At 70.3% G+C, this 17,138-nt stretch carries 11 protein-coding genes; 3 read left to right on the top strand and 8 right to left on the bottom strand.

The window, feature by feature from the left end; genetic code table 11:
• Nucleotides 1–13: 13 nt before the first annotated feature.
• Both murJ and RM572_RS09245 read right to left on the bottom strand, forming a co-directional pair.
• Nucleotides 14–2,032: a murein biosynthesis integral membrane protein MurJ gene (murJ, locus tag RM572_RS09250; protein ID WP_311672780.1), complete on the bottom strand. Its 2,019-nt coding sequence runs from the start codon at nt 2,030–2,032 to the stop codon at nt 14–16.
• Between the two features lie 35 nt (nt 2,033–2,067).
• A complete protein-coding gene (locus RM572_RS09245) occupies nt 2,068–4,470 on the bottom strand; it encodes a DUF6049 family protein (RefSeq protein ID WP_311672779.1) in 2,403 nt (800 codons plus the stop codon).
• A 226-nt stretch (nt 4,471–4,696) separates the two neighbouring features.
• Between RM572_RS09245 and RM572_RS09240 the strand changes: the two genes are divergently transcribed.
• Complete coding sequence (locus tag RM572_RS09240; RefSeq protein ID WP_311672873.1) at nt 4,697–6,139, top strand: CCA tRNA nucleotidyltransferase; 1,443 nt, start codon at nt 4,697–4,699, stop codon at nt 6,137–6,139.
• A 33-nt stretch (nt 6,140–6,172) separates the two neighbouring features.
• Here RM572_RS09240 and RM572_RS09235 read toward each other — a convergent pair whose 3' ends face one another.
• From RM572_RS09235 to RM572_RS09225, 3 genes are all read right to left on the bottom strand, one after another.
• Nucleotides 6,173–7,453: an MFS transporter gene (locus RM572_RS09235; RefSeq protein WP_311672777.1), complete on the bottom strand. Its 1,281-nt coding sequence runs from the start codon at nt 7,451–7,453 to the stop codon at nt 6,173–6,175.
• A gap of 54 nt (nt 7,454–7,507) precedes the next feature.
• On the bottom strand, nt 7,508–9,019 hold the full coding sequence (locus RM572_RS09230; RefSeq protein WP_311672776.1) for a glycosyltransferase family 87 protein: 1,512 nt from the start codon (nt 9,017–9,019) through the stop codon (nt 7,508–7,510).
• A gap of 92 nt (nt 9,020–9,111) precedes the next feature.
• The gene (locus RM572_RS09225; protein ID WP_311672775.1) at nt 9,112–11,877 is read right to left on the bottom strand and encodes a transglycosylase domain-containing protein; all 2,766 of its coding nucleotides are present in this window, start codon (nt 11,875–11,877) and stop codon (nt 9,112–9,114) included.
• Between the two features lie 389 nt (nt 11,878–12,266).
• On the opposite strand from RM572_RS09225, the gene RM572_RS09220 reads away from it, so the two are divergent.
• Nucleotides 12,267–12,935, top strand: coding sequence for a PadR family transcriptional regulator (locus tag RM572_RS09220; protein ID WP_311672774.1), 669 nt, complete (start codon nt 12,267–12,269; stop codon nt 12,933–12,935).
• A gap of 53 nt (nt 12,936–12,988) precedes the next feature.
• Complete coding sequence (locus tag RM572_RS09215) at nt 12,989–14,071, top strand: inositol-3-phosphate synthase (protein ID WP_027765507.1); 1,083 nt, start codon at nt 12,989–12,991, stop codon at nt 14,069–14,071.
• A gap of 102 nt (nt 14,072–14,173) precedes the next feature.
• On the opposite strand, the gene RM572_RS09210 is transcribed toward RM572_RS09215, so the two are convergent.
• From RM572_RS09210 to RM572_RS09200, 3 genes are all read right to left on the bottom strand, one after another.
• The gene (locus RM572_RS09210; RefSeq protein ID WP_311672773.1) at nt 14,174–15,205 is read right to left on the bottom strand and encodes an alanine racemase; all 1,032 of its coding nucleotides are present in this window, start codon (nt 15,203–15,205) and stop codon (nt 14,174–14,176) included.
• 96 nt (nt 15,206–15,301) lie between these two features.
• Nucleotides 15,302–16,420 carry a lipid II:glycine glycyltransferase FemX gene (locus tag RM572_RS09205; RefSeq protein WP_311672772.1) on the bottom strand — a complete coding sequence of 373 codons (1,119 nt, stop codon included), beginning with the start codon at nt 16,418–16,420 and terminating at the stop codon, nt 15,302–15,304.
• A 191-nt stretch (nt 16,421–16,611) separates the two neighbouring features.
• Nucleotides 16,612–16,959 carry a hypothetical protein gene (locus RM572_RS09200; protein WP_136183278.1) on the bottom strand — a complete coding sequence of 116 codons (348 nt, stop codon included), beginning with the start codon at nt 16,957–16,959 and terminating at the stop codon, nt 16,612–16,614.
• Nucleotides 16,960–17,138: the final 179 nt, after the last annotated feature.

Here is a 17,138-nt window from a genome sequence, read left to right as displayed (position 1 = left end):
CGGGCCGTCACGGTCATCTGCCGAGTCGCGTCCGCACCATACCGATCATGGCGTTGAGCTCGGCGATCCGCATGCGCCGGGCCGCGGCCACGAAGACCACCGCGAGGACGACACTGCCGCCCAGCAGCGCGGTGAAGGAACCGAGGTAGCCGCTGCCCAGAGCGTGCATGATGCCGTAGGCGGCAGCGCCTGCGGCCAGTGTGGCCGGCAGGCTCGCCCCGGCCAGCCGTGCGTAGGTGCGGACCACGTGGGCGCCGTCGAGATCGCCGTCGAGCTTGACTCGCAGCCGCCGCCAGGCGATGCCGACGCCGATGATGTAGGCGAGGCCGTAAGCCCCGGCCATGCCGATCACGGCCCAGCGCGCGGGCAGCAGCAGGAAGCACAGGGCGGAGGCGGCCGCGTTGACGGCGGCCACGATGACCGTGTTGTAGAACGGCGTGCGCGTGTCCTCATAGGCGTAGAAGGCGCGCAGCACGACGTACTGGACCGAGAACGGGATCAGACCGATGCCGAACGCCATCAGCATGAAACCCATGTTCCGGGCACCCTCGGTACCGGCCGAGCCGTAGATGAACGTGCACATCGGGACGCCGAGGGCGAGGAAGCCGAAGGCGATGGGGACGATGGCCACGGCGGAGTTCCGCAGGCCGTGGGAGATGTCGTCGCGGACCGCGCCCGTGTCGCCGTCGTGCGCGGACCGCGACAGGCGGGGCAGCAGGGCTGCCATCACGGAGACGGTGATGATGGCCTGCGGCATGTTCCAGATCAGCTGGGCGTTGGAGTAGGCGATGAAGCCGGTGCCGTTGTGCCCGCCTTCCGTCAGGGCCGTCTCCCCCGCCGCGGTGGAGAGCTGGCTGACGACGATGACACCGGCCTGGTTGGCGAGGACGAACAGGATCGTCCACTTGGCGAGCTTCATCGCCTTGCCCAGGCCCTGCCCCTTCCAGTCGAAGCGGGGCCGGATGCGGAAGCCCGTCGCGCGCAGGTACGGGATCATCGCGAGCGCCTGCACCACCAGGCCGAGCAGGGTGCCCGCACCCAGCAGCCGGACGCCTTCCGGCGGGATGGTGTCGACCTGCATCCCGGAGGTGTCGGCCGCGCCGTAGACGCCGAGGAAGAGCGCGACGGTGAAGATGATGACGACGTTGTTCAGCACCGGCGTCCACATCATGGCGCCGAAGCGGCCGCGGGCGTTGAGGATCTGGCCCATGACGACGTGAATGCCCATGAAGAAGATCGACGGCATGCAGAATCGCACGAAGGTCACGGCCACGTCGTTGGCCGCCGGGTTGCTCGCGATGTCCACGGACATCAGCCGCACCAGCAGCGGGGCGGCGAGGACGGAGGCCACGGTGAGCCCGCCCAGAATCACGGACACCAGCGTCAGGAGGCGGTTGGCGTAGGCCTCGCCGCCGTCCGCGTCGTTCTTCATGGCCCGCACCAGCTGCGGTACGAACACCGAGTTCAGCCCGCCGCCCACAGTGAGGATGTAGAGCATCGTGGGCAGCGTGATCGCGATCTGGTACGTGTCGCCGAGCAACGCCGCGCCCAGCGCGACCACGATCAGTGCGGAGCGGACGAAGCCCGTGAGCCGGGAGACCATGGTGCCGGCGGCCATGACGGCGCTGGAGCGGAGCAGGCCGGCCGCCTTGCCGCCGGAGGGCTTGCCCGTGGGCGTCTCGGGCGGCTCGTCGGCGAGATCGCGTTCCTCGACGGCCTCTGCGGGGCCGGAGGCTGCTTCCGGGGCGGCCGAGGGGATCGGTGGCAGCAGCGGGAAGGTGTCGTCCTCGCGGCGCGGACCGGGTTCCTCCGGGCCGGTGCGCGGGTGCGGGGGCTGCTGCGGGTCGGGGTGGTGGTCCTGGTCGCGGTAGAGGTGGGCGAACGCGTCGCCGGGCTGCGGTGAGGCGTCCTGCCGACGGCGTGCCTGGTCCTGGGGCACCTCGCTGAAGAGCTCGTCGATCCCGGAGTAGCCCTCCGGCGACGGACCGCCGGGCGGGTTCTTGCCACGTTCACCGTCGTACGGCGCGTTCATCGGTCTTCTTCCCTGCCCCTGCTCGCCCGGCTCGGTCAACGGTCCACTTTCTCACCCGTGCCCGTCCGGCCACCGTTCTCGGCGTCGGTTTTCCGGGTGTCCTGTTCCCGCTCACCCGCCTGCTCCGCGTCGTCCGGGACCTGCGTCCCGTGGGTTTCGGGGTTCTCGTGAGAGTGGGACGGCTCGTCGTCGCCGGACGGTTCCGGCAGCGGGGCGTCGGGGTCGGCGGCCGGTCCGCGCCGCTTGCGCTGGGTGTACATCCGGATGCCCGCCAGGACGACCAGCCCGACGCCGGCCGCGATCACCAGGAGCACCGTAGAGGTGATCGAGGTGACCTTCACCTGGAACGACACGGGATCGCCCCACGGCTTGCCGTCCTTGGTGAAGAGCTGAGCGGTGACGGTGGTGCGGCCGTTGGCCTTCGCGGTGGTGTCGAACTTGATCGACTGGCTGTGGCCGCCGTCGACCACCACTGGCTGCATCCGGTCCTCGATCCGCAGGCCGATGCTGCGGCTGGAGGTGAGGTGCAGCGTGAGACCGTCGACCTTCTGCGCCAGGTTGTTCTGCACGGTGACCGGGAGGGTGGCGCTGCGGCCGGAGAGCGTGAGGTCGGACTTGTCGATGAGCTCGATCTGCCGGGTCAGGCCGACCAGGTAGTCCTGCACCGACTCCCGGTAGTCGCGTGCCGCTCCGGGGTGACCGCGCCAGGAGGTGGACAGCGCACGGTCCGTGGCGGTGCCGACCGGTGCCCTGAGCCGGTCCGGTTCGGCGAGGATCTCGAGGAAGTCCTCCAGGGTGCCCTGGGTGGCGTGGATCTGGCGGAACGCCTCCGTGGGCAGCTCGTTCTCCCGGAGCCGGTCCGGGTAGCCGCCGGGGCGCGGGACGCTGCGGTCGGCGGACGGGTCGGGCCGGGCGTTCGCGGTCTCGGTGAGGTCCGCGGGCTGTGCCCACCGGTCGTGGGTGTCGAGGGCCTCGATCGCCTCGGCCATGGCCCGGGCCTGCGACACGGTGGGCCGGCGCTGTGGGGCGACGAGGACGCTGCGCTGTTTGCCGGGCACCTGCATGCCGATCGCCAGGGTGTGGGCGACGAACTTCTGCACGGCCAGGGTGGAGGCGCCGGCATGGGTGAGATCGCCCTCGAAGGCTTCGGAGAGGCCCTGGTCGGCGACGACGGCTGTGGTGCCGCCGCCGATGGGCCGCGCCGCGGCCGGGGTGTAGGGCAGGTTCCGCGTGTCGCTGAAGCTTTCGCTGCTCGCGATGACGTGGTCCGCGCCGGCCGAGGTGGCGACGTCCACCACCGAGGTGTCCACGGCTCCCTCGACGGGCCAGGCGAAGTCCGTGGAGAAGTCGGTGTAGAGGATGTTTCCGACGGTCTTCTGCGCCAGAGTGGTGGCCGAACGGAGCCTGCTGAGGGCATCGGGTACGGCCTGCCCGCGGTGGGCGAGGGACGCCACGTCGGGGTCGGCGAAGGGGAGGGCGACCACCTCGTCCTCCTCCACGGCCTTCGTCAGGTCCGAGAGCCACTGGCGGGCGGTCGCCTGGGCCTTGCCGGGTTTGGTCTCCCCCTCCTCGGTGCGCACCTCGTAGGGCTGTGTCATGGCGTGCACGCTGGCCAGCAGATCCGGGTCGACGACCCAGGTGACGGGCAGGTCCTTGCCGAGCTGCACCATCTGCTGGAGGCGCCCGCCGGGGGCGATGGCCTCCTCAAGGTCGTCGCTGCGGAAGATCGGTGTCTGCTGCTCGTCCGCCTCCGTACGGGCGGTCAGGTGCGAGGAGGAGATCAGCGGCCACAGGTAGGTGAACCGGGTGCGCTTGTCCATCTCCGAGGTCTGCCACGGCAGGAACGTCCGCTGGATGCCGAGGATCTGCTCGAAGGGCTGGGACGGGGTGTGGCCCGAGTAGGAGACGCCGAGCTCGTGGATGCCGCTGCTCTCCAGTCCGAGGTCCTCGACCGGGACCTCGAGCGTGAACGGCCGGGTCACGCCGGGGGCGAGCTCCGGGACTTTCGCCGCGTGGTCGTCGAGCGCGGCCGGGTCGACGCCAGGGGTGAAGCCGGTACGTTCGGCGGCCTGATTCATGGCGCTGCGGCTGTCCAGGGTCGCGCCGACGCGGAGGTCGACCACGCCCTCGGTGATCCGTGACCTGCCGTTGTTCGTGACGGTGCCGGAGATCGTGAGGGTGTCGTCCTCGTCGGGGACGGCAGGAGTGAGCTCGGTGAGCTCGACCTCGACCGCTCCCCCGTCCTGCGGCGCTGCGGGCGCACGGGTGGCGTCCCCGGGGGCGGTGACGGGTGCGGTGGCCGGCTGCGGGGCCGCAGCGGCTGCCGGGAGAAGGCCGCCGAGCAGGGGAGCGGCGGTGAGTACCGCCACCGCTGCGCGCCGTAGCCGGCGGGTGGTGGGAGCGGTCTGGGTGTGCTGCTTCTCAGCCGCCTCGGCCACGCGCTTGTCCGTCCCGTCGATCCGTCGTGGGTCTGTCGTGGGGTCTGTGGTCGCCCTGAACCTCTGATGGTAACGACGTCCGAGGCTCCGAAGTGCCGCGGCTCGGGCCCTCGAACGATCTTTGGGCGATCCGGGCGCCAGGGTGCTCCTCTCCTCGCAGGCAAGGGGCCACGTACTCTGTTCTGTCGTGCCGAACTCCGACCACAACAGCCAGCAGGTGCCGCCGATGTCGCAGTCCCCGTCGCCCGCCACGCAGGAGCTGAGCGAGGTGCAGCGCCGTGCCGTGAGCGAGCTGCTACGGGTCTCCCCCGTCGCCGACGATCTCGCTCGCCGCTTCGAGCAGGCAGGCCACCGCCTGGCGCTGGTGGGCGGGTCTGTGCGCGACGCGCTGCTGGGCAGGCTGGGGAACGACCTGGACTTCACCACGGACGCCCGCCCGGAAGAGGTGCTGGCCCTGGTGCGGCCCTGGGCGGATGCCCTGTGGGACGTCGGCATCGCCTTCGGCACGGTCGGAGCCAAGAAGGCGGGCTATCAGATCGAGATCACCACCTACCGCTCCGAGGCCTACGACCGCACCTCGCGGAAACCCGAGGTCTCGTACGGCGACTCGATCGAGGAAGACCTGGTCCGCCGCGACTTCACCGTCAACGCCATGGCGGTGGCGCTGCCGGGCAAGACCTTCATCGATCCCCACGGTGGTCTGGAGGACCTCGCGCACCGGGTGCTGCGGACTCCCGGCACTCCGCAGGAGTCGTTCTCCGACGACCCCCTGCGGATGATGCGGGCGGTGCGCTTCGCGGCGCAGCTCGACTTCACGGTGGCGGAGGAGGTGGTAGAGGCCATGACGGCGATGGCCGACCGCATCGAGATCGTCTCCGCCGAACGCGTCCGTGAGGAGTTCAACAAGCTGGTGCTCTCCCCCGAACCGCGCAAGGGGTTGCGCCTCCTGGTCGCCACCGGGCTCGCGGACCGGGTGATTCCGGAGATTCCCGCCATGCGCCTGGAGCGGGACGAGCACCATCGGCACAAGGACGTCTACGAGCACTCGCTCACCGTCCTCGAGCAGGCCATCGACCTGGAGGAGGACGGTCCGGACCTCACCCTGCGGCTCGCGGCGCTGCTGCACGACATCGGGAAGCCGCGCACGCGGCGCTTCGAGAAGGACGGCCGGGTCTCGTTCCACCACCACGAGGTGGTGGGCGCCAAGATGACGAAGAAGCGCATGACGGCGCTGAAGTACTCCGGGGATCTGGTGAGGGACGTGTCCCGCCTGGTGGAGCTGCACCTGCGCTTCCACGGTTACGGGACGGGTGAGTGGACCGACTCCGCGGTGCGTCGTTACGTCCGGGACGCCGGACCGCTGCTGCAGCGGCTGCACAAACTGACACGCTCGGACTGCACCACGCGCAACAAGCGCAAGGCGAACGCTCTCTCCCGGGCGTACGACGGGCTGGAGGAGCGGATCGCCCTGCTGCAGGAGCAGGAGGAGCTGGAGTCGATCCGTCCGGACCTGGACGGCAACCAGATCATGGAGATCCTCGGCATGAAACCCGGCCCCGAAGTCGGCCGTGCCTACCGGCATCTGCTGGAGCTGCGGCTGGAGCACGGGCCCATGGGATACGACGCGGCGGTCGCGGCCCTCAAGGAATGGTGGGCCGCTCAGAGCTGAGCGGCCCCGGAGCGCCCCGCGGGCACCCGTGTTTCACGTGAAACGTCGACGCTGCGCCGTGAGCCCGAGCGCCACCAGGGCGTAGATCACGGCGACCGTGACCACCAAGAGCTCCGAGCGGCCGTCTCGGGGAAGTATCAGCGCGGCGACGCCCGCAGCGCCGACGAAGGCGACGTTGAAGAGCATGTCGTAGAGGGAGAAGACCCTGCCGCGGTAGGCGTCGTCCACCGAGGACTGCACCACGGTGTCGGTGGCGATCTTCGAACTCTGGGTCACCAGCCCCAGGACGAAGGCGGCCACCAGCATCGGCCCCGCGGCGAAAGTCAACGCCAGAGCGGGCTCCAGCACCGCGGCCGCCGCGGCGCACACGGCCATCCAGCTCATCTCCGTGAGGCGTCCGACGACCACGGGGGTGAGCACGGCAGCCGCCAGAAAGCCGACGCCCGATACCACCACGGCAATACCGAGCCAGCGCAGACCCTGCTCCCCCTCGCCCGCGCCGTCCCCCCAGGTGTGACGGGCGAGCATCAGCACCATCACGGTCAGGGCGCCGTAGCAGAAGCGCATCAGCGTCATCGCCGTGAGTGCCCGCGCCGCCGTACGACGCTGCGACAGGTGCCGCAGCCCGGCCACCAGTCCCCGGGCTGTCCCGACCACGGCGGCGGTGATCCGCGGCTGGACCTGGTGGGGGTCGGGGCCGAGGAGGTCCCGGCCCATACGGAGCGCGGCCAGTCCGGCGAGCAGGTACACCGCCGAGCCGAACAGCATCACCACCGCGTCCGCGGCAGGGCCGCTGGGAACGACGAGGCGCACCAGGAACGCCACTGCGCCGCCGGCCGTGGCGGCGACGGTGCCCGCGGTGGGAGAGACCGAGTTGCCGATCACCAGCCGGTCCTCGTCCACCACCCGGGGCAGGGCCGCCGAGAGTCCTGCCAGGATGAAGCGGTTCACCGCGGTCACCGACAGCGCGGCGAGGTAGAACAGCCACTGCGGCACCTGGACGATGAGCAGTGCGGCCGTCGCCGAGGCCATCAGGGCGCGGAGCAGGTTGCCGAAGAGCAGCACCTGCCGCCGTCGCCAGCGGTCCAGGAGGACGCCGGCGAACGGTCCGAGTACCGAGTACGGGAGCAGCAGCACCGCCATCGCCGAGGCGACTGCTGCCGCCGAGGTCTCGCTCTGCGGCGAGAAGACCACGTGTGTGGCCAGGGCCACCTGGAAGACTCCGTCGGCGAGTTGGGACAGCAGTCGCACGCTGAGGAGACGACGGAAGCCCGGGAATCTCAGCAGGGTGCGGAGATCACTGACCAGTGACATGCGCTCAGCCTCACACACGTTTCACGTGAAACATCGCGCACCCTGCCTGTCGTTTCAGCCCGCCTGGCGAGTCCCCCAGCGAACCAGGGAGTTCTCGAACGGTGCGGGGGTCCGGGCGGACCGGGCCCGCCGCCCCAGGACGAAACGGTCCGGGGCGTGGTCCAGAGGACCGCCCGACGGGTCGTCCGAGCCGTCCCGGCGCACCGGATCGTGTTCGGGGCGGAGCACGTCCCGCACGACCATCGCACACAGGTACAGGGTGCCGATCAGGTGTGCGGCAATGGCCAGTTGGTAGCCCTCGGTCGGCAGGCCCTGGTGGGCGTCCCCGCTGCCGGTCCAGGCCAGGTACATCCAGATGCCCAGGAAGTAGACGACCTCACAGGACTGCCAGATCAGGAAGTCCCGCCAGCGGGGACGGGCCAGTGCGGCCAGCGGGATCAGCCACAGCACGTACTGGGGCGAGTAGACCTTGTTGGTGAGTACGAAGAGAGCGAGCACGAGGAAGGCGAGCTGGGCGAACCGCGGCCGGCGAGGCGCGAAGAAGGTCAGTGCGGCGATCCCGGCGCACCCGGCCAGTACCAGCAGGATCGCCCAGGTGTTCACGCTCTCGCCGTCCAGAGCGATGCCGGTGCGCTGGGAGATGATCAGCCAGAACGAGCCGAAGTCCACAGGGCGCTCCTGGCTGAAGGTGTAGAACTTCGACCAGCCCTGCGGTGCGCCGAGCATCACCGGCAGGTTCACCGCCGCCCACGACAACGCGGCCCCGCCCAGCGCGGCGCCGAACGCCCGCCACCGCCCGGCACGCCAGCACAGCACCAGCAGCGGTCCCAGCAGGAGGACCGGATACAGCTTCGCCGCCGTGGCCAGCCCGAGCAGCACGCCCGCGCCGAGCGGACGGCCGCGCGCCCACAGCAGCATGCCGACGGCGGTCAGCGACACGGCGAGCAGATCCCAGTTGATCGTCGCGTTCAGCGCGAACGCCGGGGCGAGCGCCACCAGGAGGGCGTCCCAAGGGCGGCGCCGGTGCGTCCATGCGACACTCACCGCGATCACCACCGCGCACACCATCAGCATCCCGGCGTTGACCAGCCAGTAGATCTGCTCACGCTCGACGATGTCGCCGCCTCCCGGTGTCATCCAGGCGGCGACCTTCATGAAGACGCCGGTGAGCACCGGATACTCCAGGTACTCCATGCCGCCGGAGGTCTCCGCGGGGATGCGGTCGAAGTACGGCGTGAGGCCGTCGGCGAAGCCGCGCCCGTTGTACAGGTGCGGGATGTCGGAGTAGCAGGCGTGCACGTATTGCGTCGTCTGCCCGTAGAACCAGCCGCCGTTGTAGCACGGCAGCTTCTGCACCATGCCGAGCGCGAACAGCCCGATCATCACCAGCGCGATCACCCGCACCGGAGACCACCATCCCCGGCCCGTCAGGGCGCGGCGTCCGACCGGGCCGCCGAACAGCTCGCTGCCGGCGGCGGCCACCTCGTCCTGCTCGGTGGGGCGCACCGGCTCTCGGGGGTCGTCGTCCGCCCGCTCGGGCTGCTGCTCGGTGTGCACGGTCGTCATGCGCACATCCTGCCCCATGGGCCTACACCGGAATGCGGGAAGCCCCGGCCGGGACGATCCCGGCCGGGGCTTCCAGGTGCTCGACGCAGCGGCTACTCCTCCTGGATGCGGCCCCGCGTGTCGTTGTCCGGGCCGCCGAAGATGCCTCCGTCGTCTCCGCCGGTGGTCCCCTGGTCCGTTCCTTCGGTCGTGCCCTGATCGGCGCCGCCGTTCGTGCCCTGGTTGGCGCCGCCGTCCTGGCCGCCGCCGGGACCGGTCGTGGTGCCCTCGTCGTCACAGCCCCACCACTTGTCGCACGACCCGGTCGGCGAGGGGGTGACGCTGGGAGACGGGGTGGTGGGCACCGACGGCGACGGCGTCGGGTTCGACTCCGAGGGCGACGGGCTCGGCTCCGGCGACTCGGTCGGGCAGGCGCCGTGTGCGCAGTACTCCTCGGCCGTGATCGGGGGAGCCTCGGGGAACGGCAGCTGCTCCTTGCCCTCCAGGGCCTTGCCCATGTAGCTGCCCCAGATCTCCGCCGGGAACGAGGCACCATGAATGGTCGGCTTCCCGGCCGTGCCGTACATCTCCAGGAACTTCGGGTTCGCCGGGTCGGACCGCCACATGCCGATCGAGGTGGACAGCTGCGGGGTGTAGCCCGTGAACCACGCCTGCTTGTTGCCGTCCGTGGTACCGGTCTTGCCCGCGACCGGACGCCTGCCCATGTAGTCCATGACCGCCGTGCCCGTGCCGTCTTTCACGACGTCCACCAGCATGTCCGTGACGGTGTCCGCGGTGCTCGGGTCGAAGGCCCGCTTCTGGCCCGGGTTGTGCTGGTACACCCGCTTGGAGCCGTCCTTGACCTCCTTCACCGCGTACGTGTCGTTCTGCAGACCGCTGTTTGCGAAGGTGGCGTAGCCGTTCGCCATCTCGACGGCGGTCGGGCTGGAGATGCCGAGGGCGAACGCCGGTGTGGGGTTCTCCATCAGCCCGCGCTCGCTGACTCCGGCGTCGAGGGCCGCCTCCTTGACCTCCTCCAGCCCCACGTCCATGGCGAGCTGGATGAAGGGCGTGTTGGCGGAGACCTTCATCGCCTCGCGCAGGGTGATCTCCTCGTAGTCGGTGTCGCCCTCGTTCGGTGTGTACTGCGGTTCACCGTCGCCGTTGAGCCACGTCTCGCCGGCGTAGTCCAGCAGTTTGATCTTGCTGTCGCCGTCGTAGACCGTCTTCGGGGAGACCTCGATCCGGTCCTCGGGGCCCTGGTCCTCGCCGAGATCCGGGTCGCGGATGCCGTTCTCCAGCGCGGCGGCCATCACGTACGGCTTGAACGTGGAGCCCACGCCGGCTCCCGTCCTGCCGGCGTTGCTGCGGAAGTGCTCGGTGGCCGAGGTGCCGCCGTAGACCGCCATGATGGCGCCGTCCTCCGGCCGCACGGAGGCGCCGCCGAACTGGACGAACTTGTCCTCCTCGCGCTTGTCCGGCTTGAGGTTGTCCTTCCGCACCTTCTGGACGGTCTTCTCCAGAGCCTGCACCTTCTTCTTGTCGAAGGTGGTGTAGATCTGGTAGCCGCCGTCGTCCAGTTGCTTCTTGGTGAGCGTCGAGTCCGGGTCGTTGAGGACGTCGTTGTTGGCCAGCTCGACCAGGTAGCCGATCTGTCCCTCCAGGGAGGACGCCCGCTCCGGCTCCTTGGGGTCCGGGAACTTCTTCGCGAGCAGTTCCTGCCGCTCCGACGCCGGGATCTCGCCCGTCTCGACCTGCCGCTTGAGGATCCAGCTCCAGCGCTTCTCGGCGCGGGCCCGGTTCTTCTCCGGGGCCTGTGCGGGGCTGACGGCCTGCGCCTCGCCTCCGGCGGGGTCGTGCAGGTTGGGGCCGTTCAGCAGGGACGCCATGAAGGCGGCCTCGCTGCGGTCCAGCTCTTCGGCGTTCTTGCCGTAGTAGGCCTGGGACGCGGCCTGGATGCCGTAGGCGCCGCGGCCGTAGTAGGCGGTGTTCAGGTAGCCGGCGAGGATGTCCTGCTTCTCCATCTGGGCGTCCACCTTGATGGAGATCAGCAGCTCCTTCGCCTTGCGGGTGAGCGTCTGATCCTGGTTCAGGTAGGTGTTCTTCACGTACTGCTGGGTGATGGTGGAACCGGACTGGGTCTGCCCACCCGTCGCCATCCGGAAGGCGGCGCGTGCGATGCCCCCGGGGGAGATGCCCGAGTCCTCGTAGAACGTCTCGTTCTCCGCGGAGATGACGGCGTCCTTCATCGTCTCCGGGATCTCTTCGAAGGTGATGACCTGCCGGTTCTTGCCCGTGCCGTGGTCCACCATGCGGGAGCCGTCGGACCAGTAGTACACGTTGGACTCGGAGGTGGCGTCGACGTTCTTCACGTCCGGCACCTCGACCATCGCGTAGGCGACGCCGGCCAGCCCCAGCATCAGCGCGCAGAAGCCGACGAAGGTGCCCAGCCACTGCTTCCAGGAGGGCGTCCAGCGGCGCCAGCCGTACTTGCCGGAGCGCGGGTAGTCGATGAAGCGCTTCGTGCCCTCGTGCTGCATCGTGCGCGCCCGCTGGCGGGCCGCTGCGCGCCCGCCGACCGCCGCTCCCGCGGCGGCGCCGGCGCTCGCGGCGCGTCGTCTGCCGCCGCGCTGCGCCGCGCGGCGGGCCTCGGCCCGGCCGCCCGGGCGGGGGGCGCCCACGAGGGTTTCGTCGCCGCCTCCGCTCCGGTGTCCGGCGTACCCGCCGGGGGGCCCGGGGGTCATGCGGTCCGGGCCCGCTCCGTAGGCGCGCGAGGTCGCCTGGTTCGGTGGTGCGGCGCGCCGGCCCTGCGGGGCCTGGGGCGGCTGCTGCGCGCGTCGACCGCGCCCCTGCGGCGGCTTACGACGGTGCTCGCTCATGGGAAACAGCTACTCCTCGGGCAGGCGACACTCGCGCCTGAAGGCGGCAGTTCACGTTGGTCCCCCCATCAGTGCGGCCGTGGAACCGGATCGATCCGGCGCGGGGCCGCACTGCACCCAGGACGAGGACGCCCGGCGGGGGCTCTCGGTTCCCGGTCTGGTCTGCACGCGGACAGACTACGCAGCCCCAAAACCCCCTTCTGTCGACATTCACCCCATCCAGTGCAACTCGCCTGCTGTGAATACGTGATGTGCGTCCCGTCACGCACGCATCCCCCGTCCCGCCCTTGCCGAAGGTACCCCGGTCGTTCTATCGTCGTGATGTATCGACTCGATACATCACGGTGCTACATCGTCCGGCGAACGCCGGGAGGAGGTGACGGCGGGCCATGAGCAGACGCTCCGGCATCCTCGAGTTCGCCGTCCTCGGTCTGCTCCGCGAGTCCCCGATGCACGGATACGAGCTGCGCAAGCGGCTCAACACCTCGCTCGGTCTGTTCCGCGCCTTCAGCTACGGCTCGCTGTACCCGTGCCTGAAGACGCTGGTCCAGCAGGGCTGGTTGACAGAGGAGCCGGGGACGCCGCCGGAGGACCCCCTCTCGGCGCCCCTCACCGGCAGACGGGGCAAGATCGTCTACCGGCTGACGGCCGAGGGGAAGGAGCACTTCGAGGACCTGCTCGCCCAGACCGGCCCCGACGCCTGGGAGGACGAGCACTTCGGCATCCGCTTCGCCTTCTTCGGCCAGACCTCCCGCGACGTGCGGATGCGCGTCCTGGAAGGCCGACGCAGCCGTCTCGAGGAGCGGCTGGACCGCATGCGCGCCTCGCTCGCCCGCACCCGCGAGCGCCTGGACGACTACACCCTCGAACTTCAGCGACACGGACTCGAGTCCGTGGAGCGCGAGGTCCGCTGGCTCAACGAGCTCATCGAGAGCGAGCGGACCGGGCGCACCTCCCGGCGCGAAACGGCACCGGAGGAGCGCAGCACGCAGGACAAGGGCGGTCTGCCCCGGCACCGGGGTGGAACCCCGCCGGATCCGTCCGAGGACACCGATTGAGGGCCGTGCACCCTGCACGACCCGAGACGAGATTCGAACAAGGAGCAACCGGAATGGGTTCGGTTCGCGTAGCCATCGCCGGCGTCGGCAACTGCGCCGCCTCGCTGGTGCAGGGCGTCGAGTACTACAAGGACGCCGACCGGGACAGCAAGGTCCCCGGCCTGATGCACGTCCAGTTCGGGGACTACCACGTCTCCGACATCGAGTTCGTGGCGGCTTTCGACGTCGACGCGAAGAAGGTCGGCCTCGACCTCGCCGACGCCATCGGCGCCAGCGAGAACAACACCATCAAGATCTGCGACGTGCCCTCCACCGGCGTCGCCGTTCAGCGCGCGGAGACGCACGACGGTCTGGGCCGCTACTACCGGGAGACCATCGAGGAGTCCGACGAGACCCCGGTCGACGTCGTCAAGGCCCTCAAGGACACCCGCGCCGACGTGCTGATCTGCTACCTGCCGGTCGGCTCCCAGTCCGCCGTCGAGTACTACGCCCAGGTCGCCCTCGACGCCGGGGTCGCCTTCGTCAACGCGCTGCCGGTCTTCATCGCCGGCACCAAGGAGTGGGCCGACAGGTTCACCGAGGCGGGCGTCCCGATCGTCGGCGACGACATCAAGTCCCAGGTGGGCGCCACCATCACGCACCGGGTGATGGCCAAGCTCTTCGAGGACCGCGGCGTCATCCTGGACCGCACGATGCAGCTCAACGTCGGCGGCAACATGGACTTCAAGAACATGCTCGAGCGTGAGCGCCTGGAGTCCAAGAAGATCTCCAAGACCCAGGCCGTCACCTCCCAGATCCGCGACCGCGAGCTGGGCGAGAACAACGTCCACATCGGTCCGTCCGACTACGTCGCCTGGCTCGACGACCGCAAGTGGGCGTACGTCCGGCTCGAGGGCCGCGCCTTCGGCGACGTGCCGCTCAACCTGGAGTACAAGCTGGAGGTCTGGGACTCCCCGAACTCCGCCGGTGTGATCATCGACGCTCTGCGCGCCGCGAAGATCGCCAAGGACCGGGGCATCGGCGGCCCGATCCTCTCCGCGTCCTCCTACTTTATGAAGTCCCCGCCGGTGCAGTACTTCGACGACGAGGCCCGCGAGAACGTCGAGAAGTTCATCCGCGGCGAGGTCGAGCGCTGACCCGCTGACAGCCCACGCCGCGAGGGGCCGGTGCCACAGGCACCGGCCCCTCGCGGCGTTCGTCGTTCGTCGGAGGCCGGATGCCGGACGACCCGTCCCGCGTCAGCGGTCCACCGTCCGGTCCACCGCCGTCGTCGTGTGCCGCAACTGCGCCACCAGCTCCTCGCCCACCTTGGGCTCGGGCGCGTCGTCCGGCACGAACAGGATCGACACCTGCATGTGCGGAGGCTCCGCGAACCACCGCTGCTTGCCGCCCCACAGGAACGGCGACAGGTTGCGGTTGACCGTGGCCAGCCCGGCCCGCGCGACCCCCTTGGCCCTCGACGTCATGCCCTGGAGCGCCTTCGGGGACTCCAGGCCGACGCCGTGCGACGTACCGCCGGCCACCACCGCGAGCCAGCCGTCGCCCGCGGCCCGCTGCTGCCGATAGCCGAACCGGTCGCCCTTCGCCACCGGCGTCACGTCCAGCACCGCTCCCCGGTACTCCGTCGCCGCGTGGTCGCCCAGCCACAGCCTCGTGCCGATCCGCGCCCGGAACCGGGTCTGCGGGAACTGCTGCTGGAGGCGCGCGAACTCCTCCGCGTGCAGGTGGGAGACGAACATGGTGTGCAGCGGCAGCCGCGCCGCACGCAGCCGGTCCATCCAGCCGATGACCTCGTCCACCGCGTCCGACCCGTCGGTACGGTCCAGCGGCAGGTGGATCGCGAAGCCCTCCAGCCGCACCTCGTCTATGGCGGCGTGCAGCTTGCCCAGGTCCTCCGGCGTGACGCCGTGCCGCTTCATGCTGCTCATGACCTCGATGACGACGCGCGCCCCGCGCATCAGCCCGACCCCCTCCACCGAGGACACCGACCGGATCACCCGGTCGGGCAGCGGCACCGGCTCCTCGTTCCGCCGGTAGGGGGTGAGGACGAGCAGGTCGCCGCTGAAGAAGTCCTTCGTGCGGGCGGCCTCGTAGGTGGTGCCGACCGCGAGGACGTCCGAGCCGAAGCGGGTGGCCTCCTCGGCGAGCCGCTCGTGTCCGAAGCCGTAGCCGTTGCCCTTGCAGACCGGGACGATCCCGGGGAACTGCTGGAGCACCGACTGCTGGTGCGCCCGCCAGCGTTCGGTGTCGACGTAGAGGGTGAGCGCCATGGCTGGTGCGGGGCCTTTCTTCTCGTCAGGTCGTCAGGCGGCCGTCGGGGCGGCCAGGGGGCCGGAGCGACGGCTCGGGGGTCGGTCGTCGGGGCGTCAGCGCCGGGACATGTAGATGTCCAGCGCCTTGTGCAGCAGCTTGTTGAGCGGGAAGTCCCACTCGCCCAGGTACTCGGCAGCCTGCCCGCCCGTGCCCACCTTGAACTGAACCAGCCCGAAAAGGTGGTCCGACTCGTCGAGCACGTCGCCGATGCCGCGCAGGTCGTACACGCTCGCCCCGAGTGCGTACGCGTCCTGCAGCATGCGCCACTGCATCGCGTTGGACGGGCGCACCTCCCGCTTGTGGTTCGCGGACGCACCGTACGAGTACCAGACGTGGCCGCCCACGACGAGCATCGTCGCCGCCGCCACGGCCTCCCCCTCGTGCGTGGCGAAGTACAGCCGCATCCGGTTCGGGTCCTCGCCGTTCAGGACCTTCCACATGCGCTGGAAGTACGCCAGCGGTCGCGGCCGGAACCGGTCCCGCTCCGCGGTGACCTCGTACAGCCGCTGCCACTCGGCCAGGTCGTCGTATCCGCCCTGCACCACCTCGACGCCGGCCTTGTCCGCCTTCTTGATGTTGCGTCGCCAGAGCTGGTTGAAGCCCCTGTGCACCTCCTCCAGCGTCCGCCCCTCCAGCGGCACCTGGAAGACGTACCGGGGCTGGACGTCGCCGAAGCCGGCGCCCCCGTCCTCGCCCTGCTGCCAGCCCATCCGGCGCAGCCGGTCCGCGACCTCGAAGGCACGCGGTTCGATGTGCGTGGCCTCGACGTCGCGGAGCCGCTTCACGTCCGGGTCCTGGATGCCCTTCTTGATCGCGGGGGCGTCCCAGCGCCGGATCACCACGGGCGGACCCATCTTCACGGAGAAGGCGCCGGCCTGCTTCAGATGCGCCAGCATCGGCCTGAGCCAGTCCTCCAGGTTCGTCGCGTACCAGTTGATGACCGGGCCCTCGGGCAGGTAGGCGAGGTAGCGCTTCACCTTCGGGAGCTGCCGGTACAGCACCAGCCCGGCCCCGACGAGCTGCCCGTCGCGGTCGAACCAGCCCAGGTTCTCCGAGCGCCACTCGTTCTTCACCTCGGCCCAGGCCGGCACCTGCATGTGACTCGCCGAGGGCAGACTCTGCACGTACGCCAGGTGCTGCTCTCGGCTGATGGTCCTCAGGGTCAGGCTCATGGGGGACGCTCCTGTAGGCACAACGTGGAAACACCCCCGGCCCTACTGCGGCGGAGGCTCGCCGGAAGCCTACTGCGCGGTGCCCCGCGCCGTACCAGGCGCACGCCACGCTCACGCCCCGAAACGTCCCGCACCGCCCACGACGTCCCGCACCGCCCACGACGTCCCGCACCGACCCGGCGCGGCAGGCGTCAGCCCAGCACGCCGCCGAACGGGCCGCCGTACGCGAAGCCCAGCAGCAGACCGAACGCCGAAGCACCCAGGCCGATGATCAGGAGGAAACGCTCCCCCAGCGTCGCCGAGACGTACTGTCCCCAGCCCGCCGCGACCACGCCCACGATCCCCACCCACGAGGCGACCAGGTGCAGGTCCGCCACCTCGAACTGGGTGAGCAGGCCGGTCAGCAGCGCCACCGCGCCGAGCACCAGCGCCGCCGCGGCGAGGGTGTTCTCGACGGGATGCGTCCTGCCGTCGGTGTTGAGGAGGCCGAGGAGGCCGTGACCGTGCGAAGCCTGCTGCGTCCGTGCTGCCTGTGCCATGGGGCACCTCCGTCGCCGGGAAACACCGGACACCCGGAAACTCCGGGCCATCCCGGACGCGAGCCGGCGCCCGGCCCGAAGGGACCGCCCGCGGCGGCTCCCCGGGCCCGCACCGCGCCGCCCTCCGGGGCCACGCAGTATGACGCCGGTCACACCCGTGGTGTACAGCTTGCGGCGAT

Origin of the sequence: Streptomyces hazeniae (assembly GCF_031845485.1) — a bacterium.
Classification (GTDB): Bacteria; Actinomycetota; Actinomycetes; order Streptomycetales; family Streptomycetaceae; genus Streptomyces; species Streptomyces hazeniae.
The sequence above is the reverse complement of the archived record's forward strand: the minus strand, read 5'-3'. Positions and strand labels throughout refer to the sequence as shown.